Source organism: Thiothrix fructosivorans (assembly GCF_017349355.1).
GTDB lineage: Bacteria > Pseudomonadota > Gammaproteobacteria > Thiotrichales > Thiotrichaceae > Thiothrix > Thiothrix fructosivorans.
This window is the reverse complement of the sequence record NZ_JAFMPM010000007.1, coordinates 103,313-121,626: the sequence shown is the minus strand read 5'-3', so window position 1 is coordinate 121,626 and position 18,314 is coordinate 103,313. Positions and strand designations below refer to the sequence as shown.

Annotated in this window: 20 protein-coding genes; 8 read left to right on the top strand and 12 right to left on the bottom strand. The window is 51.5% G+C overall.

Going from position 1 to position 18,314, the window contains the following annotated elements; all coding sequences use genetic code 11:
• Positions 1-17 precede the first annotated feature (17 nt).
• From ribH to J1836_RS13370, 3 genes are all read left to right on the top strand, one after another.
• The gene (gene ribH / locus J1836_RS13380) at positions 18-500 is read left to right on the top strand and encodes a 6,7-dimethyl-8-ribityllumazine synthase (protein WP_207251630.1); all 483 of its coding nucleotides are present in this window, start codon (positions 18-20) and stop codon (positions 498-500) included.
• Positions 501-502: 2 nt separating this feature from the next.
• Complete coding sequence (nusB, locus tag J1836_RS13375) at positions 503-982, top strand: transcription antitermination factor NusB (protein ID WP_207251629.1); 480 nt, start codon at positions 503-505, stop codon at positions 980-982.
• A gap of 107 nt (positions 983-1,089) precedes the next feature.
• Positions 1,090-1,260 carry a hypothetical protein gene (locus J1836_RS13370; protein WP_207251628.1) on the top strand — a complete coding sequence of 57 codons (171 nt, stop codon included), beginning with the start codon at positions 1,090-1,092 and terminating at the stop codon, positions 1,258-1,260.
• Between the two features lie 10 nt (positions 1,261-1,270).
• On the opposite strand, the gene J1836_RS13365 is transcribed toward J1836_RS13370, so the two are convergent.
• Positions 1,271-3,595: a hypothetical protein gene (locus J1836_RS13365; RefSeq protein WP_207251627.1), complete on the bottom strand. Its 2,325-nt coding sequence runs from the start codon at positions 3,593-3,595 to the stop codon at positions 1,271-1,273.
• 229 nt (positions 3,596-3,824) lie between these two features.
• Here J1836_RS13365 and J1836_RS13360 point away from each other — a divergent pair, with 229 nt between their 5' ends.
• Positions 3,825-4,727, top strand: coding sequence for a DUF4214 domain-containing protein (locus J1836_RS13360; protein WP_207251626.1), 903 nt, complete (start codon positions 3,825-3,827; stop codon positions 4,725-4,727).
• Here J1836_RS13360 and J1836_RS13355 read toward each other — a convergent pair.
• Positions 4,724-5,011, bottom strand: coding sequence for a putative hemolysin (locus J1836_RS13355; protein WP_207251625.1), 288 nt, complete (start codon positions 5,009-5,011; stop codon positions 4,724-4,726). The two genes, J1836_RS13360 and J1836_RS13355, sit on opposite strands and share 4 nt — an antisense overlap.
• Before the next feature lie 11 nt (positions 5,012-5,022).
• Positions 5,023-5,334, bottom strand: a complete 312-nt coding sequence (locus J1836_RS13350; protein WP_207251624.1) for a TraR/DksA family transcriptional regulator — start codon at positions 5,332-5,334, stop codon at positions 5,023-5,025.
• A gap of 88 nt (positions 5,335-5,422) precedes the next feature.
• Between J1836_RS13350 and J1836_RS13345 the strand changes: the two genes are divergently transcribed.
• Complete coding sequence (locus tag J1836_RS13345; protein WP_207251623.1) at positions 5,423-5,857, top strand: hypothetical protein; 435 nt, start codon at positions 5,423-5,425, stop codon at positions 5,855-5,857.
• Here the strand turns inward: J1836_RS13345 and J1836_RS13340 are convergent.
• Positions 5,834-7,210 (bottom strand): sensor histidine kinase, encoded by a 1,377-nt coding sequence (locus tag J1836_RS13340; protein WP_207251622.1) that lies wholly within the window; start codon positions 7,208-7,210, stop codon positions 5,834-5,836. The genes J1836_RS13345 and J1836_RS13340 overlap by 24 nt on opposite strands.
• The gene (locus J1836_RS13335) at positions 7,191-7,874 is read right to left on the bottom strand and encodes a response regulator transcription factor (RefSeq protein WP_207251621.1); all 684 of its coding nucleotides are present in this window, start codon (positions 7,872-7,874) and stop codon (positions 7,191-7,193) included. The genes J1836_RS13340 and J1836_RS13335 overlap by 20 nt, the downstream gene beginning before the upstream one ends.
• Positions 7,875-7,948: 74 nt before the next feature.
• Here J1836_RS13335 and J1836_RS13330 point away from each other — a divergent pair, with 74 nt between their 5' ends.
• The 3 genes from J1836_RS13330 (at position 7,949) to J1836_RS13320 (ending at position 10,471) form a co-directional block, all read left to right on the top strand.
• Positions 7,949-8,152 (top strand): hypothetical protein, encoded by a 204-nt coding sequence (locus tag J1836_RS13330; RefSeq protein WP_207251620.1) that lies wholly within the window; start codon positions 7,949-7,951, stop codon positions 8,150-8,152.
• A gap of 25 nt (positions 8,153-8,177) precedes the next feature.
• Positions 8,178-9,662: a Do family serine endopeptidase gene (locus tag J1836_RS13325; RefSeq protein WP_242632845.1), complete on the top strand. Its 1,485-nt coding sequence runs from the start codon at positions 8,178-8,180 to the stop codon at positions 9,660-9,662.
• Between the two features lie 191 nt (positions 9,663-9,853).
• Positions 9,854-10,471, top strand: a complete 618-nt coding sequence (locus J1836_RS13320; RefSeq protein WP_207251619.1) for a hypothetical protein — start codon at positions 9,854-9,856, stop codon at positions 10,469-10,471.
• Here J1836_RS13320 and J1836_RS13315 read toward each other — a convergent pair.
• The 7 genes from J1836_RS13315 to J1836_RS13285 form a co-directional block, all read right to left on the bottom strand.
• On the bottom strand, positions 10,461-11,900 hold the full coding sequence (locus J1836_RS13315) for an FAD-binding oxidoreductase (RefSeq protein WP_207251618.1): 1,440 nt from the start codon (positions 11,898-11,900) through the stop codon (positions 10,461-10,463). The two genes, J1836_RS13320 and J1836_RS13315, sit on opposite strands and share 11 nt — an antisense overlap.
• 180 nt (positions 11,901-12,080) lie before the next feature.
• On the bottom strand, positions 12,081-13,388 hold the full coding sequence (locus J1836_RS13310) for a DUF58 domain-containing protein (protein WP_207251617.1): 1,308 nt from the start codon (positions 13,386-13,388) through the stop codon (positions 12,081-12,083).
• Complete coding sequence (locus tag J1836_RS13305; RefSeq protein ID WP_207251616.1) at positions 13,385-14,359, bottom strand: AAA family ATPase; 975 nt, start codon at positions 14,357-14,359, stop codon at positions 13,385-13,387. Before J1836_RS13305 ends, J1836_RS13310 begins: the two co-directional genes overlap by 4 nt.
• A complete protein-coding gene (locus J1836_RS13300) occupies positions 14,334-15,164 on the bottom strand; it encodes a DUF4350 domain-containing protein (protein WP_207251615.1) in 831 nt (276 codons plus the stop codon). The genes J1836_RS13305 and J1836_RS13300 overlap by 26 nt, the downstream gene beginning before the upstream one ends.
• On the bottom strand, positions 15,161-16,636 hold the full coding sequence (locus J1836_RS13295) for a DUF4129 domain-containing protein (RefSeq protein WP_207251614.1): 1,476 nt from the start codon (positions 16,634-16,636) through the stop codon (positions 15,161-15,163). Before J1836_RS13295 ends, J1836_RS13300 begins: the two co-directional genes overlap by 4 nt.
• The gene (locus J1836_RS13290) at positions 16,626-17,618 is read right to left on the bottom strand and encodes a stage II sporulation protein M (protein WP_207251613.1); all 993 of its coding nucleotides are present in this window, start codon (positions 17,616-17,618) and stop codon (positions 16,626-16,628) included. Before J1836_RS13290 ends, J1836_RS13295 begins: the two co-directional genes overlap by 11 nt.
• Positions 17,615-18,298, bottom strand: a complete 684-nt coding sequence (locus J1836_RS13285; RefSeq protein WP_207251612.1) for an RDD family protein — start codon at positions 18,296-18,298, stop codon at positions 17,615-17,617. The genes J1836_RS13290 and J1836_RS13285 overlap by 4 nt, the downstream gene beginning before the upstream one ends.
• Positions 18,299-18,314 lie beyond the last annotated feature (16 nt).

The window sequence follows — 18,314 nt, the reverse complement described above, 5'->3', positions numbered from 1 at the left end:
GAGTTTAGGATAGTTCAATGAGTTTCAATGTCATCGAAGGTGATTTTGCCCCGCAAGAAGCCAAATACGGCATCGTGGTTGCGCGTTTTAACAGTTTTATCGTCGAAAGCCTATTAGCAGGCGCGGTAGATGCGCTCAAGCGTCACGGTGGTGTGAAAGAGGCAGACATCGACGTGGTACGTGTACCGGGTGCTTATGAACTGCCCTTAGTTGCCCAAGCAATGGCGGCAAACGGTGATTACGATGCGATTATCGCGTTGGGCGCGGTTATCCGTGGCAGCACCCCGCATTTCGATTATGTCGCGGGCGAAGCCTCCAAAGGGCTGGCACAAGTCGGTTTGACGCACGAACTACCGGTTATTTTCGGCGTATTAACCACCGATACCATCGAACAATCCATCGAACGGGCAGGCACTAAAGCAGGCAATAAAGGCGCAGAAGCGGCGTTGTCAGCACTGGAAATGGTGTCGTTGCTGCGTAAGATTAGGAAAACAGCATAATCATGGCAGGACATAAACCTCTCTCTGAGTCCCAGCAGTTGATTGCTCGTCGTCGTGTAGCGCGGCGGCTAGCAATGCAAGGCGCGTACCAGTGGTTGATTACCGGTAATAGCTTTCAGGACATCTATCTGTATTTTCAGGAAGAACTGGAGTTGGCGGCTGATTTTCGCAAGTGCGACACGGCATTCTTTCATAAATTACTGCGCAGTGCGATTGAAAACGGCGATGAGCTGGGCAACCGAATTGCCCCGCACCTTGATCGTAGTCTGGCGCAAGTTGACCCGATTGAACACGCGGTATTGCGGGTGGCGACGTGCGAGTTGTTGAACAACCCCGAAACGCCTTACAAAGTAGTGGTGAACGAGTACGTCAATCTGGCGAAAAAGTACGGTGCGGAGCAAGCGCACAAGTTCATCAACGGCGTACTCGACAAAGTAGCAACTGACATTCGCCCCTTAGAAGCGGCGGCTAACCGCAAATAAGCAGCTGCTGCAAAAACCTTCCATCGGCTCTACACATTTTCTGCACATCGGCGCGTTATGCTTATCGTGGCATTGCAATAAAACGATAAACAGGAGTGTGGCGTACTATGAGCCTTTTAACCGAAACCAGCAAAAATGATCACAAATTCCCCCTGCTATTACGGCAGGGGGTACGTTTGCGCCGTGGGGCAAGCGGTGTCATGCAAGTCCAGCGCGATGAACGTCTGCCGCGTTGGCAGCAGCGTCTAGAAAAGCTGTTTGCACGCCAAGCCTATTGAGGGTGAGGGCTTAACAGCCGCTCCACCAACATTTGCCCTGACTTTCCTGAAACTTCATCGCGCCATCGTATTTGGGGGCGCTGGTGCGTGGCTGATTTAGGCTTTCCTTGACCCCAAAGCTGCCAAAGCGGCTAAAGGTATGCGGCACGCTAAACAACAGGAAGGTTTGCCCTTCCGCCGCTTTCCATGATTCCAACAGGCGTTGGTAACGTTCGCCCATGCGTGGGTCACGGTTGGCAGCGTGGAACAAGTCGATCATGCTTTGGCGACGGTCATCCGCAATCGTGCCCGCAATGGTGAGGTGTTGTCCACCTTCATACGCATACAACGCCTTGCCAAAGCTCTTGGCAACAACGCCTTGCCGAATGAATTGGTTTTTCAAGCCTTCCATGCCGTAAGGGTCGTTGGGGTTGTCAATCGCCGCGAAAATATCATCCACGGAGGTCGCTTCTGCCAAGGGCTTAGGAATCAACGTGGTGTCGGTACACTTGGTATTGGTGCGATCCCAACACGCATAGAAGTAGCCGCCGGTAGCAATCGCATCCACGTATTGTCTGACATCGCTGTAATTCAACATGGTGCGCGTGGTGTCGGGGCTGCCTTGCTGTGTGCCTAAAATCCGCACGATACGGTTGGTGCCTTCAAAGACTTCTTCCCAGATTTGGAAAATTTTGCTGGCGCGTTTCGCATAATAATACTGTCCATCCCAATACGCGTTATCGGCGGCGGTATACAAACCTTTGCCTTTTTCACGCATGTAGGCGGCTGCCCAGAAATTGGTAGCGTTCCAAATTTCATTGCTGTATTCGACGTGCGCTTTCAAACCGGGTTTGAGGTTAGCACTCACGTAGTTGGCAAATTCACGAGCGTAAGTGTCAGTAGCATTGTGAATAATGTTAAACCACGGATGGGCATTCAACTGGTTAGCCAGTTCGACTTGCACTTCGAGCGGCACACCGCGTCCGTAACGTTTAATCCGGGCAGTATTGGCGGAAGCACCCCACACGGCATCGTCCAGTTTGCTGCGTTTATCCCACGTAAAATCTTCGTTGAGGCAGGCTTGGTCGTAGACGTACTTGCCCGCGCTATCACGGATGAAACTGTTGGGATTATCGGCCGCCGTTTGCACGCACGTCATGCCGCTAGGGCTGGCTTCCATCAAGTTCATCATCCGTACTACCCGAAAATCTTTGAGGAAGTTCAGATAGTCGGGGTTGAAAACAATCGCATTGCGGTTGGTACGTAAGGTGTCTTCAAAGCTGCGGTATTGTCCGGCAGCGCAACCACTGGCATTTTCCACGCGTACCGTTGGGCTACCTTCGCAGATACCACCGGGCATAATGACGCGAATATTTTTGACCGTGCCGGAGGCGACTTGTAAGACCATGCGGTTAACTGCGCCTGTGGCGGTATTCAATTTGGCGGGCAGGGTGATGTCGATGACATCACGCCCGGCACTGCGGCTAATCAATTTGGCGTAACCGGAATAGTTGATTGTACCCGTACCCTCATACAGCACGGTGTATTGCCCACTCGGAATCATGCCTTGCAAGGTGTTATCCAGCAAAAAGGTGCGAATCACAGCGGGGTTTTTGCCCGTACACGTCGCAGGCAGGGCGTTAGGCCAGCCATGTTCGTCGTAAGTCACATCCTTGCAAGAGTATTCCGCAAACGGACGCGCCGTACGGAAAATATCCGCGAATGCCATCGGGAACACGATGTCATTTTGCTCGGATTGCGCCGCCTCGGTATTAATCCCAATCGACGGTTGAAAGGTGGGGCTGGGCGTTTGCCCGTAAGCCGATAATTGTTGTGCTAAAGAGCTGGCAAACTGATCGGGGGATACCGCCCATGCCATGCTGAGATTCGCCGCAATAGGGGAGAGCTGAATACCATTAACACTGTTGTGGTCGCTGTCGAGGCTTAGGAAAAAGTGTTCTAGATTTTTTGCCGCGTTGTAAGCACAAGCGGTGGGATCGGCGTTTTGGCTGCAAATTGCACTAGCCATGTTCTGCTGCGTCACACTAGTGGTCGCGGGTACAGCCAGCGGTGCTTGGCTGCCTACGTAAAGTTGCAGGGTTGTGCCGCTGGGCAGGGCAAAGTTGCCATTGGCATCGGTCACGTTACCGGCATTCCAGTATTGCAGGTTGCTAATCGGGGTAACGGCATTGCTGCGGGTGGGATCCAGTAAGACTAACCGCCCCGCGCTACTGGGTGTGTTGCCTGATGGCGTATTGCCTCCGTTTGAAGAAGTCGTGCCATCACTACCACTGCCGCAGCCAGCCAGCAATAGTGTGAGGGCGATGCTAAAAGCCCGTTGAGTATTTGTTTGCATGAGATAGCCTTCTGTTGATTTTCTATCAGATGGTAGTTAGACCGAGAATTATGAATGAAAATTCCTGACAATAACTATTATAAATTTTATCTATAGTAATAGTATATTTTATGGGCATAAAAGTAGATAGTTTTTTCTGCTATGCCATAAATATTTGTTCTGTTATTAGGTTTTTCTTGGTAGACTTCTGTTTGATAAATGACCTAATGCTTATTGAGGGGCTAATGCGATGGACGATTTGTTTTTTCCTCTACCACCAGAGGTTGTGGCTGATCCAATGCTGGAGGCTTATGCCAATACTTGGGAAGAGCCAGCGGTTGCACAACGTAATCCGGTCGCTGATCCTTATTTAAGTGCGGTTTACGATTTTGGTGTCCACCCAGAGAATAGCGCTTGGTTACTCAATAGTGGTTGGGCGTTTATGCCAGAGTTGGATCGAGATGGGTTTGTCGCCGCGATTATTGAACTGTTCCCTGAGAAAGTCGAAGCCTTGCAAACGCTTTACATGGGGGCATTCGGGTGTTTGGGCGATCCCGAAGGTTTGGCTTTTTGGACATTAAATATGGTGAATCACGTCACCAATGACCCTACCGCGTTGTTAAGCTCAACGATTAATGCCGCGCCGGAATACGTCGGTATGTTGAAAAGCGTCCTCGCTGATCAACCAGCGATTGCTACCCTCACCACAGGTTTAGCCATTGAGAGTTATATCCGCACCCTTGATGCCCCAACGCAACATGATTTGTTTGGGCGTTTGATTGATAACATGTACGAGAATATTTTCGGGCGCATAGCGGATGACAGTGGTAAAACCTATTGGACGGGTGAAATCGAAAAGGGCACGGTTAATTTAGTACAGGTAATGGGGGCGTTAATCAATGGTGCAACGGCGGATGACAAAGCTTTACTCAGCATTAAAAGTGAAATTGCCTACGATGCGGTGACGGCTTTAGTCGAACATAATGTCATGACCGCGCAAGATATTACCCGCTTAGGTGCTGAAAAAGTGGCAACCGCCCTGACGAATATGCAGGAACGGTTGGCGGAATACGATGCCCGTGAAACTACAGCCTTGCAAGCTAATCGGGAAACCCTTATCACGCAATTGCTAAAAGAGGTTGGGCTGGTTTAAAGACCGATAAAGCTCATATTGGCGTTTACTGTCCGCGTTGGGCAATTACCCCGGAACATTTCCCACTCATCACAGCGTTTGCCGCTGGGTAATAAACAATCGGCTTTCTCCCCCTCAGGGGTTTGCTGAATTTCTAATTTGCCGTGATTTTGCAGGCAATTGAGTGAAGCAGGATTAGCTGATCGTGCGGTGTGGGCATCAATGGCTAATGGTTGAGGGGGCGTACTGGCACAGGCATTCAATAATACGATGATGCTCAGAACGAAACCTATTTTCAACGTCATAATTACCTCGGTTAACTAGCGCAGCGGATGCAACGGGTGGCATAAGGCAGTGCATCTAACCGTGCGGGGCTAATAGCTTCGCCACACTGGATGCAGCTACCGTATTCGCCGCTATCCAGACGCTTGATGGCGCTACGCACTTGTTTGAGTTCTAATTGCGTTTCTTCCTTTAAGTTACGCAACACGTCTTCGTTTTCACGCTCGGTTATTTGTTCAGCATAATCGGTGCTGTGTTCGTAATTAAGTTCATGGCTGACATTTTCAACCCGCGTCACTAGCACTTTTTCCAGTTCTTTTAGATGCTTATGCTTTTCTTCGTACATGTTTTCTGTTCTCATTGGACACTAAAGGAATGATGATAACGTATTGTCGGGTTTCCGGCATGATGTAGTGCAATGGAAGAGGTGATAAATGCGCAAAGTGTTGAGTATCGCTGTGGTTAGCGTCTTAGTCGGCTGTTCGGGCGGGCATAATTTGGATTCTCCCCTCAAAACCTGTAAAGCGGTGACAAACGCTTTAGCCGGTGGCAAAGGCGTGGTGTGGCACGCTGAACAGCAAAGCGAACAGAAGGGCGTGCAGTTACAAGTCACGCTGGAGTTTACCTTGGATGGTCAAACCGCCAATGAAACCTCCCAAGCCGTGTGTATTTACGGATTAAGCAGCCCTGATATGGATTACCGCAATGCGATGGGCGAATACGCGAATACCCCCACGTCCATGATGATCAACGGGATGCCAATTCCCAGCAGTGATTTGATACAAGCGGTCAATCGTGCTACGGCGGATACTGCCAAAGCCATTGGTCAGGAAGCGCTGCAACCTTCAACGGGAAGTAGCAATTACTAAGCTGGCACGCAAACCGGGGTGATTGTCCTGTAATTGGACGGTTGCCCCGTGTAATTCTGCCACCGCTTTCACCAAACTTAACCCCAAGCCATTGCCCGGTGTGCTACGAGCATTATCCAGCCGCTTGAAACGCTTAAAGACCTGTTCGCGCTGTTCGGCGGGAATACCTAGACCGTTATCACTGACCGTAATCGTGATTACGCCGTTTTGGCGTCGTGCCTCCAGCCGAATCTCACCGCCAGCAGGGGTATATTTCACCGCATTATCCAGCAAATTGGTAATCGCTTGCGCCAGTAATTGGCGATTGCCGTGCAGGTGTAAATTCGCCTCGGCATAGTGAGTTAGGCTGAGGTTGTCTTCTTCTGCTACCACGGTATACAGTTCGGCAAGTTCTTCGGTTAACGCACTTAAATCGACTTCCGCCCAATCTTGGCGCTGCGCACTGGATTCGACTTGCGCAATACTCAAGAGTGCGTTGAAGGTTTTGATCAGTTCATCCACTTCCTGAATCGTGTCTTGGATCAATGCGGGGTAATCGGTCGTTGCACTGGGATGGTATTGGCTGGCTTCTAACCGATTACGCAAGCGATTCAATGGATTGCGTAGATCATGCGCAAGGTTGTCGGTGACATCGCGCATACTTTGCATCAATTGTTCGATGCGTGTCAGCATGGTATTGAGAACGTGGCTGAGGCTGTCAAATTCGTCATCACGCCCAGTGACGGGCATTCGTCGCGATAAATCACCGCTGATAATGTCGTTTGCGGTATGTCCGACCGCATTGATACGGCGTTGTACGTGCCGATTCATAATAACTCCGCCGATTAAAGCGAGTGTAAAAATCACGCCAATCGCCACCAGTACGGTCTGCAACAAACGATCCATCAGGATATGTTGTTCTTTCAAATCGGTAATCACCAGCAACTGATAATCGCCGCTGAGGATGGTCAGCATTAAGCGTGCAGGTTCAGCGTGTTTGTTTTTACCCTTCAGAATCTCATTCAAGGGCAGGGTGGCAACACCTTGCCCAAGATTGTTATTGACCGGTTTAAATGGAATATCGTGGGCAAAGTCGTGTTGGCTACGGTGAATCAGGCGTGCAAACAAGTAACGCGAGCCGTTTTCACTGTTGCGCATACTGATAATCGTCGTGAAACGATCCACGGGCAATTCGCTGTACATATTGAGCAAAGCATCGGTTTCGAGTTGTAAACGGGCATCGGTTTGCTGTTCCATTTGCCCTTTCGCCATCCAATAAATAAAGCCCAGTGCGCCTGCGGCGACGGTGCTGAACAGCAATGCGTAGATTAGCGAGAGCCGAAAAACGGAGGTATTAAGCAGCTTGCGGGTCATGCAGCAAATACCCCGCGCCACGGATGGTGTGTAACAGCGGCGTATCAAAATCCTTGTCGATTTTGCCACGTAAGCGGCTAATGTGTACGTCAATCACATTGGTTTGCGGATCGAAATGGTAATCCCAAACCTTTTCGAGCAGCATGGTGCGTGTCACCACTTGCCCCGCGTGGCGCATCAGGTACTCCAGCAAGTTGAATTCACGCGGTTGCAATGGAATCACCGTGCCATTGCGAATCACACGGCGTTTCAGCAAATCCATTTCCAGATCACGCACTTTGAGAGTGGTGTATTCCTGCGCGGGTTGGGTACGGCGTAATAAGGCTTGCAAGCGTGCTAGTAATTCACTGAAAGCGTAAGGTTTCACCAAATAATCGTCGCCACCCGCACGTAGCCCATCGACGCGGTGATCGACATCGCCAAGTGCGCTAAGAATTAGCACGGGCGTTTGCATCCCTTGGGCGCGTAGGATTTGGATTAACGATAAGCCATCACGCTTAGGTAACATGCGGTCAACAATTAGCGCGTCGTAACTGCCTTGCAGGGCAAGGTGCAAACCATCCTCGCCATCGGCGGCATGGTCAACCACATAGCCACTTTCCATCAAGCCTTTCTGGATGAAACTGGCGGTTTGGCGGTCATCTTCAACGATTAGGATATTCATGAGAGTAAGGATAAAACACTGTGAGGGTTGGTGTGGTGAACATCTTGTAATGTTATTTTTCAAGGATGCACTGCTTGCAGTTCCTTATCAAAATCCATCATGCAGGCATTTCCGTCGCTGTGGCAGCTTGCTGTTGGCGGCGTTTATTGCGCAATTCATGGAAGGCGTTGCCCAAGCTGAAAGTGTCGCCAGTATACTTACAACATGAACATTCCGTAACCTTCCCGCAAACCTGCTGTAATGTTCTGCCTGTCACACTGCTTGCCATACAGATGTAAGATTTTTTACAGGAGTTCGCCATTCATGTTTATACGTAACAAGCGGGTCATTGCCGTCGGGTTGCTGATGAGTTCGGTACTGGTGCTGGGCACTCTGTCGGCATCAGCAGAAACCGCGCAAACATTCCCGCTGCCCCAAGCGCCAGCGGCTGCACCCTTAGTTGGTGCTGCCGTTGCGCCTGCACCCGCACCCGCCGTGGGTTCGTTGCCGGAATTGACCACGCTGATTAAGCAAAACGGTGCTGCCGTGGTCAGCATCAGCGTCGAGGGTAAATCCAGTGGACGTGCAGGCGGTCTGCCGGAAGGCTTGCCGCCGGAATTAGAACGCTTTTTCCGTGGTTTACCCGACATGGAAGAGCCAGAATCACGGCGCACGCAAGCGACCGGTTCAGGTTTCATTATTTCCGCCGACGGCTATATCGTTACCAACGCGCATGTGGTGGAAGACGCCAAGTCCGTCACGGTGGGTTTAGGTGATCGGCGCGAATTGTCGGCTGAAATCGTCGGCGTGGATACTCTCAGCGATATTGCGGTGCTCAAGGTGAAAGCTGATAACTTACCTACCGTGCAATTGGGTGATTCCAGTGCATTGGAAGTAGGGCAGTGGGTAGTGGCTATCGGTGCGCCGTTTGGGCTTGACCACAGTGCGACCCAAGGTATCGTCAGTGCGCTATCCCGTAGTTTACCGGATGGCACGTATGTACCGTTTATTCAAACCGACGTGGCCGTTAACCCCGGTAATTCCGGCGGCCCTCTGTTTGATCTGGGCGGACGCGTGGTGGGTGTGAATTCACAAATTTACAGCCGTAGCGGTGGCTATATGGGGATTTCGTTCGCGATTCCGGTGAACGTCGCTAAAACCGTGGTTGAGCAGCTCAAAAGCAAGGGCAAAGTTGAACGCGGTTGGTTAGGTGTCGGCATCCAAGACATGAGCCAAGATTTGGCGAGTTCTTTCAAGCTAAACCAATTGGATGGCGCATTGGTTTCTAGCGTACAAGCGGGTAGCCCTGCTGCTAAAGCGGGTTTGCAAGTAGGCGACCTCATTGTAGGGTTCGGCACAGGTAAGGTGAAATCCTCCTCCGATTTGCCGTTACTGGTGGGGAATGCGCCGATTGGTACACAAGTGCCGGTCAAAGTGCTGCGTGCTGGCACAGAAAAAACTCTGGATGTCACCATCGCCAAACTCGACTCGACGGAAGCTGAAACATCCCTGATTAAAGCTGAAAATGACAACAGCATATTGGGGTTAGGGGTATCCAGTTTGAGTGGCGATGACTTGACCAGTCGCAAGCTAAGCAATGGCGTGCTGATCGAGCAAGTACTTGCCGACAGTGCCGCTGAAAAAGCAGGTTTAGAAACCGGCGATGTTATCGTATCGGTGAATAATCAGTCGGTCAGTACGCCCGCTGATCTCAAAACGGCTGTGCAAGCTGCACCCGCTGGTAAACCCATTGCCATGTTGATCATGCAGGGTGAAAACACTCGCTTTATTGCGATTACTAAACCGTAAACAACACCGATAACATTTTCCGAGCACTCCCTCCCAAGCACTTTCCCTCGTCCATGACAACCAGCATGGCGGGGGATTTTTTTGTGCCATGCCGATTGTCAGAAGATTGCGGGGTTCGGGAAGAGGATAGAAGACAAGCTACGTCAATATTTGCATGATTCCTGTTAGCACTTTATAACGAGGAATTGTTCATGTCCGACTACAACGAAAACGAAGAAATCCATACAAGCCCCATCGAGACACTGGATGCCATTGCCGAATCCGAGCCAGTATCTATTACCCCTGAACCTGAAGAGACTGCTCACCACGAAGCAGTAGCGGAAGATGCAGCCCCGCCAGTGCCGCCTAGCAATGATACCGTGTTATCGTCTTCCTTAGATTTTTACCGCCATCTGTTGCAGCAGCTCGATGCCAACAAACAGTTGATTCACACTACACGACATGAGTTGGCACAAATTCGCCAGCAAATTCGCGAACTGTCAGCGGTCAGCAAGCGTGATGCCCATTTGGAAGATGAAACCGATAGCCACGGCTTACACACCAGCAAAGTGGCAGCACAATACGACGATTGTGGTAGCATTATTGCGATTGCCGAACAAGTGCGCCGCCATGTCTACGACAATATCAACGAAGCCGAAGAATTGCTGTCGCCGATGATGCAAAGCGTCGATTTGCTGAAGCTGCGCGTGCGTTACATCCGCTTGCTGGAAACCTTGTTGGCAGCACAGGAAACGGGTTTGCGCCTCGAAATTCAGCAGCGCAATGCCGATGCCTGCATCTGGCAATTGGCGGACATTCTCAGAGTTTAACGCTTTGCGGGTGGCGAATCAGGTTATCGGGGTCAAGTTGGCGCTTGAGAGCCTGTAGACGCGGGTAGGATTTGCCGTAATACGCCGTTTCCCAGTTTGGTAATTCCACGTCAGGGTAATTGCGGTAATGCGCGGTAATCCCGCCTCTGGTGAGTATTCCTTGGATGTCACGCACAATCTGCTCGGCAGTCTTGGTTTGCGTGGCTTTGTCGTAATAGGTTTGCAATTCGCCCAAGTAGCCATACGTGCGGTGCGGATATGCAGCGGTATCTTCAAGTGCAGAGGTGTTAATCGCGCCACACAAGGTATTGATTTGCAGTAACGTGGTCATTTTTGCGCTGGCAATTTGCTTGCAAATTTCTGGCAGCAGCGTTTTCAAGTCACTGAAACCACGGTAGTAACCTGCCGAGACATTCTTGAAATACATCGGTTCAGTGCCGCCTTTGTAGCGTTGGATACCGCGTAAAAACGCGTCTTTGCGCGGTGTCATGACCTCAGTTGCTCCCGTCTTTAATTTGCTGAGGATTGCTTTCAATGCAGGCGCGGCAGTATTGCTGGTATCGGTAACAATTACCGTGACATGCTTGCCGTTGAGTACCCAAGACGAATAGGCACTGTTGGGCAAGGTGTTCATCATCTCAAACCAGCGTTCAGCGAGTTGAGTCGCGGCGCTTGGGGTTAAATTGCGGTATTTGTAGCGGTAACTGCTAAACGTTTGCGGGGCAGGATGAGTCTTGAATTCTAGTTCGGTAATAATGCCGAAATTGCCATTGCCGCCGCCTTTGCACGCCCACAGCAATTCAGGGTTGGTGCTGGAGTCATGCACTTTTCCCTTGCCGTCGACCATACGCACACGTTGCAAGCTGTCACAGGTTAGCCCTAATTGCCGTGCAAAAAAGCCGTAGCCGCCACCGAGGGTTAAGCCTGCTACCCCCACGCCTGCACACGAACCCGCCGGAATCATGCGTCCGTATTGGTTGAGATATTCGTATACGCCACCCAGTTTTGCACCGGGTTGGATGGTGAGATGTTTGCTGGTTTTATCGTATTTGGGCTTGTTCATGGCGGATAAATCCAGCATCAAGCCACCGTCGTTAGTGGAGAAGCCTTCAAAGCTGTGTCCACCGCTTTTCACGGCAATCGGTAACTTGGCTTGCTCCGCGTAGGCAACCGCTTCCTGCACCCCTTTTTCATTGGCACACACGGCGATGAATTTAGGCATGGCGATAATGCGCTTATTGAAAATCTGGCGATGTTTGGCGTAATCGGTATCACTGCGCTGTAAAAATCGCACATTGTTATTAGAAACAGGGGCGTTACCGTCCGCGTCCGCGACGGTGGGGTGATAAAACGCAGGAATGCTGATAGAAACAGCGAGAGAACCGAGCAAGAAACGGCGACGGCTAAGATTAGGGGTGGTAATGGACATAGAGTTTTCCCTCGAAACAGATGAAACCCTATCATCGTAGGGGTAGACACGCGTGTCTACCCTCTTTGATTAAAGAAATAGATCATAAATTGATTTTGGTAAACGTACTTACGTAAAATCTATTTTTTACTTTTTTTACAATGGTTTATTTTCAGTTATTAATAGCGTACTTTTACGTATTTAAAGAACGCCACTTTGCTTAATATCGAGGTAATGGTTGATCAAGTTCACGGAAAGTGTAGCAGGTGGCACATCTAAACAACGGATACCCGCCGCTTGCACCCGCGCTAAGGTGGCGGCACGCGCCTGCACATAATGTTGCACCGCCGCTTTGTGCAAAGCTTCTTCGTGATTATCTACGCGGGCATCCAAAGCTTGATCAATCGCTTGTTCGCGCATACTGGCTAAGAGCACCACATGACGTTTGCGTAGCAGGTGTAGGGCAGGGAGCAAATCATCTAAGTCTTCATCACGCAGATTGGTCAGCAAGATTACTAGGGCGCGTTTTTTCTGGCGTACCAATAATTCGGTCGCCGCTTGCGCGTAATCAGGGGCGAAAGTGGTCGGCTGCAAGTCATACAACGCATTCAGCATCTGCTGCACAGTGTATTGCCCCTTGTGTGCAGGCAACCAGCGCTGTTGTCCTGCAAAACTGCCTAATCCCACTGCATCACCTTGCCGCAAGGCGACGTAAGTTAGCAATAAAATAGCATTTAAGGTGTGATCGAAGTGCGAAAGATCATCATCTTGCGCCATCATGCGATGCCCGCAATCCAGCAAGAAAATGATTTCTTGATCGCGTTCATCTTGATACTCGCGAGAAATGGCTTTGCGCATCCGCGAGGTCGCTTTCCAGTCAATCTGACGCAAGCTGTCACCCGCTCGGTATTCGCGCAATTGGTGGAAATCTTGCCCCTCACCACGCCGCCGTTTTTTCATAATACCCAGATGACTGAGGTGGTTATCGGTTGCCAGCAAGGCGTATTGCGCCACCGCTGCAAAATTTGGGTAAACCTTAACTTCGGAGGTGACGGGTAGTTTCATGTCGTGCCACCACAAGCGCCACGGCGATAGCACGCGTACTTGTAGGCACGGAAAATGCAGTTTGCCGCGTGCTTGCGCGGTCACTTCATACAACGCTTCGGCATAACTACTTACTGCCAAACCTAAACGCAAGGGAAAGCCCGTTACATGCAGTTCCTGCGGGAAATGATCAAAGATGTCTAGGGTGAGGGGACGTTTACTGGTGTTATGCAGTTTCAACTGCACCGTGCGTTTCACACCTAATGGCAGGGAATGCGGCACGGTACGTTCGCCGCGTGGTGCAGGTTCGGTGACGACTAACAACAAATCGATGAAAGCAGCGAGTAGGCTCGCTCCCGCGCTGACATACCAGAGCATGATCAGCTCAGGGACAATACTGACAAGCAACGCTACCGCTGCATTCACGCCCAACAACTGAAAGGTACGGCGAGCAGGCAGCATCATTGGCGTGGCGCTGCGGTTTTGGCGAGGATGGCGGTGAGTAAATGGTCGGCATTATACCCTTCCAATTCCATTTCTGGTGTAAGGGAAACACGATGCCGCAAGACGGGCAGACAGACGTGCTTAATGTCGTCGGGATGAACAAAATTACGTCCTTCCAACAAGGCATGAGCGCGTGCCGCTCGAATCAACGCAATACTGCCGCGTGGTCCTGCACCAAAACGTAAGCCTTGCCAGTGCCGCGTGGCGCGGGTAATGCGTACCGCGTAATCCAAAACACTGACATCTACCGCAATGCTTGCTGCGATGGTTTGCATGGCTATGACTTGTTCGGGCGTGGCAACGGTTTGCAGATTATTGAAGCTGAAACGGTCTCCAATTTGTTTATCTGTCACCACCATGACCATTTCCACCTCTTCTTCCAACGCGGGGTAGTCGATAAACACTTTTAGCAAGAAACGATCCAGTTGCGCTTCGGGCAAAGGGTATGTGCCTTCCTGTTCCAGCGGGTTTTGCGTGGCTAGCGTCATGAAGGGCAGGGGGACGGGGAGGGCTTTGCCCTCAATCGTCACTTGTTGTTCCTGCATCACTTCCAGCAAAGCCGATTGCGTTTTGGCGGGGGCGCGGTTGATTTCATCGGCAAGCAAGAGGTTGGTAAAAACAGGACCTTTGCGCACGTTGAAACTTTGGTTGTGCATATCAAATAAGACGTGTCCACTGATGTCGGCAGGCATTAAGTCGGGGGTGAATTGGATACGGGCAAACTGACCAGAAATGGTGCGGGCAAGGGCGCGTACCAGCAAAGTTTTGCCCAGACCGGGGACACCTTCGATCAGCACATGCCCACCTGCGAGCAAGGCAATCAGGGTTTCGCGCACGACTTGCTTTTGCCCAATCAAGGCTTTGCCGATTTCGTGGCGGATAGTGTTCGCTAGGTGGCTGGCTTGTTCAAGCGTCAGGGTGGGTGTTGTCATGTTGTGTCCTTGTGCTTTTTGTCAGTTGTTCGGCTGCCGCGATAAAGTCGTGGTATTGCGTGTCGCCATGCTTACGGTGGCGTTGCCACATGAATAAGCCGCTGGCGTGGATGTGTTCTAAAATCCGGCGGCGACCCGGCGCGGGTTGAGGTATCAGTGGGCCGAAACGTGGGCTGAGAGCAAGCAGCGTCAGCGGTAGGAGCAATGCCAAGGTTAACACCAGCGCCCAAGCGTGTTTCCAGATCAGTTGCCAAAGCGGTGGCATCGCATCTTGGTGGATTAACCATACGCCAGCGGGAACGGCGTGGTGCTTATGCACGAGCTGCCACAAGAATTTGGCATTGGCGCGTGCTTCATCGCCAATGGCAGTATTTTCAATACGGTCGAGGTTAGCAACTAACGTCATTAAGCCTTTCCCGCGTTTGATTGTGCGTAACTCTTCATTATTGGGGATAAGGTCTGCATCTTGTTGGATGGTTGCAGGGTGGGTAATGAGGTGTCCACCGCGCTCGACCCACGCGAGAATGTTATCCATTTTTTGCCGTGACAAGCTGTTATCGGGCATATCCAGCAGCAACACCGTGTCCAGCGGCGGCAAGGTTTGCAGGTTATCTTTGCGTTCAGCGGGAATGCCCATGCGTTGTAGAAACAAACGTGCGGCAAACAACGGATTACTGTTGGCTTCACCGCGCAAACCGACGTATTCATCGACGGCTTTGTATTCGTAAGTCTTGAGAAACCAAAACGTGCCTGTTGTCAGCACTAGAGCAATCAATAAAACGATGAGGATGGGTTGGAGTTTCATGCCCACTCCTCAAACAATGGCAGAACCTGTGAATCGGGTGGTATCCGATGGGCGTAAGCAATGGCTTGCCAAGCCTGTGTGGTTGCGGTCAGCCACGCTAGGCGGGTTGGGCTGAGCTGTGTTTGGGCAAGCTGGAGAATGTCGCCTTCGGTATGGCTGGCGTGTATGGCGAGATGATCATGACGGGTTAAGCGCATCAATGCCGCCCGATACAGCAAGCTGAGCGCTTCGCGGTGCTGCTGTGCTTCCCAGAGTTGACGGCTGGCAGCGGCAATGTCAGCAGGCAGCGATTCGGGGCGAATATCCATGCCGAACAGAATATCCGGTGGGGGTGGCTGGGGCGCTTGGCGGCGGATGGGTTTCAGAAGGGTAAGAATGCGCTGGCGGTACACGATTACCATGACGATCAGCACAATGAGCGCCAACCACAAGGCTGTCTTGGTGACGTTAGCGAACAGCAAGGACAGGGATTTTTGCCAGCCCGTCAGGTCTGGATTGGTAGCGGCTTTGGCGGGGTCAGGGTGACGTAATACCCACTGCATTTGAGTCCGCATTTCGGCGAATTCTTCGCGCTGCATGACAGCGTGAATTTGCTCCGCCGCTGCTTCTGGCGGTAAACGTTCGCTTGCCCACGCGGGTGTCGGCGACACACTGGGTAAGCCGAAACAAACAGTGCCGATCAGCACGATAGCTAACGGGGTGCGGGCAAGTTGGCTTAAGCGTGCGCCGAGATGGCGGAAAGCTAATTCAATATCCCACGCTTCGAGTTGGGTACGGCGGTTGATATACAGGCTGAAACTGGCGGCAATATAGAGCGGCTCAATAATGCCAATAGTGAAGACATACAACACCGTATACAGCACATTGCCCCAGTATTGCGTGTCTGCGTCAACACCTGCTTGGAACACGCTGAACAGATAATTCCATGCGCCATCCGTTGGGTCGAGCATGATCATGAGCAGATACAGACTAAACAGCACCACGTACTCCAGATGCTGGCACGCAATGGTTAACCACACCGCGTGTGAATGGGTTTGCAGGTGCAATAACGTTTGCCGTGCGGCACGCGGTTTACCGCGCAATTGCTCCAATTGCCAAATCGGTAAATTGAAACCGCGTGATAGCGAAAACCGTCGAATGGTTAACGCTGCCAATAGTCCCGAATGCCACAGCAAACGTGGCAGCGCACTGACCATTGCCGCCATACTCAAGCGTTCATTAAACATCTGATGGCTGAGGCTATGCAGCAAAATACGGTCATACAACGGCTTACACCACCACACCGCCAGCGGCACGTACTGTTGATAAGCGCTCGGCATGATTACCCACCACATCAGCGCAAACGCTGTCAGCAACAATATCCATACTGGAAACAGCCCGCGAGCCTGATAACGCACCATCGCAAAGCCCAGATCGACCGCTTCCCACGGTGAACGCAAGCGAATCGTGGTGGTGATGTCATCAAGTTTCATCAGCCACCTCATCGCGTCCCAATTGCGTGAAATAGCCAATCACCAACAGCCAGAGTGCTATGCCGACGCTGTATTTCACCAGCAACGGAATCCATGTTTGCGACGACCAAAAGGCTTCCACAAACGCCGCCATAATAAACAGGGTCGCCGCCCCGTAGACCAGCCGGATGGCATCTTGCGCGTTGTCCCGTAACGCCAGTAAGCGCGACTTGCGCCCCGGCATGATCAATGCGGCAGCTAATTTGAAACCTGCCGCACCTGATAACACGATGGCAGTGAGTTCAAAAGCACTATGCCCCGCCACAAAGCCCCAGAAGGTATCAATATAGCCGAGCTGGGTTAAATGCCCTGCAACCGCACCAATCACTAAGCCGTTGTAGAGCAAGAAAAACAGACTCCCCAGCCCGAAGGGTAAACCACCTGCAAACACTTGAAAACCGATGCTGGTATTGTTTTTGATGTAAAAACCAAACATGTACACGTCGCTATCCGCTTCATTTTCGCGCCCAAAGCGTTCCGTGCGGGCGGGGGTGTACATCTCTTCCATGCCTGCCACTTGTGCGCTATCAATGACCGAATACACCAGTTCCGGTTCAATCTGAATGGCAATCAGCATGGCAAACAAACTGCCAAAAAACAGCGCTCCCGCCAGCAACAGGGCTTGCCATTCACGCCGTACCAGTCGTGGCAAGTCCCGCAGGTAAAATTGGATAAAATGCTGGGCGAAATGCAGCCGTGAGGTGTAGAGCTGATGATGCCCCCGCGTCACTAAATCGTTCAGTTGTGCAATCAGTAAGGGGCTATACAAGCGTGATTGCGCCAAGGCGAGTTGATGGCAGAGTTGGCGATAGGCACGCGGAAAATCCAACGCCGGTTCAGTGGCATTCGCCCGTTGTTTTTTAGGAAGTTGTTGGTAATCCAACCATGCGGTCACGGTTTTCCAGTGTGCTTGGTATTGCTGCACAAATTGTTCTTGCTTCATGCTTTGCCTCCCATTAGCCAGCGGGCAATGCCTTGTAAATGCTGTGTCGGATTGGCTTGTTGCGCAACAAGCGGAGTGGTCATCTGGGCGAGTTCATCCAAACGGGCGGGGGTTAAGGTTTGGCTGCGTTGCGCGAATAAGATAATGGCTTGCTGTTCGAGGAGGGTTAAGGCGATATCTGGACGGATGGGGGCGGCAGCAAGGATGGGGTGGTAAGTGGCATGACGCACTTTGTGCAGTACCACGGTATCGGCGGCGAGATCGCCTAAGCGTTGAAAACGTCCGTTGAGCATCATGCTAACAAAGCCAAACCCGTACAGCAGCGGCAAGAAATCAACGACTCTGAGTAGGTTGCGCAATAAAGATGCGGATGGGGTCACGGGACTGGCATCGGCTTGCGCGACGTAAATAGCGAGCATTTTCTTGCCGGGGGTTTGCCCGTGATGCCGTAATTCAAAATACACGGGGTAAAACCATTCGAGCAGAAACGCGAGGATCAAGGCAATGCCTATACCCGTTTTACCGAGGGTGGCGAGTAGCGCAAATAACACAACATTCACCACGGTGCGTAGCAACAAGTCCACCACCCACGCTAACAAACGTGGTACAGGGCCTGCGGGGGAGAGTTGCAAGGCGATACCTTCCGGCGTGTTAACGGTGTAAGTCGTGTCCAGTCTCATGTTTGCGGTTGCTTTA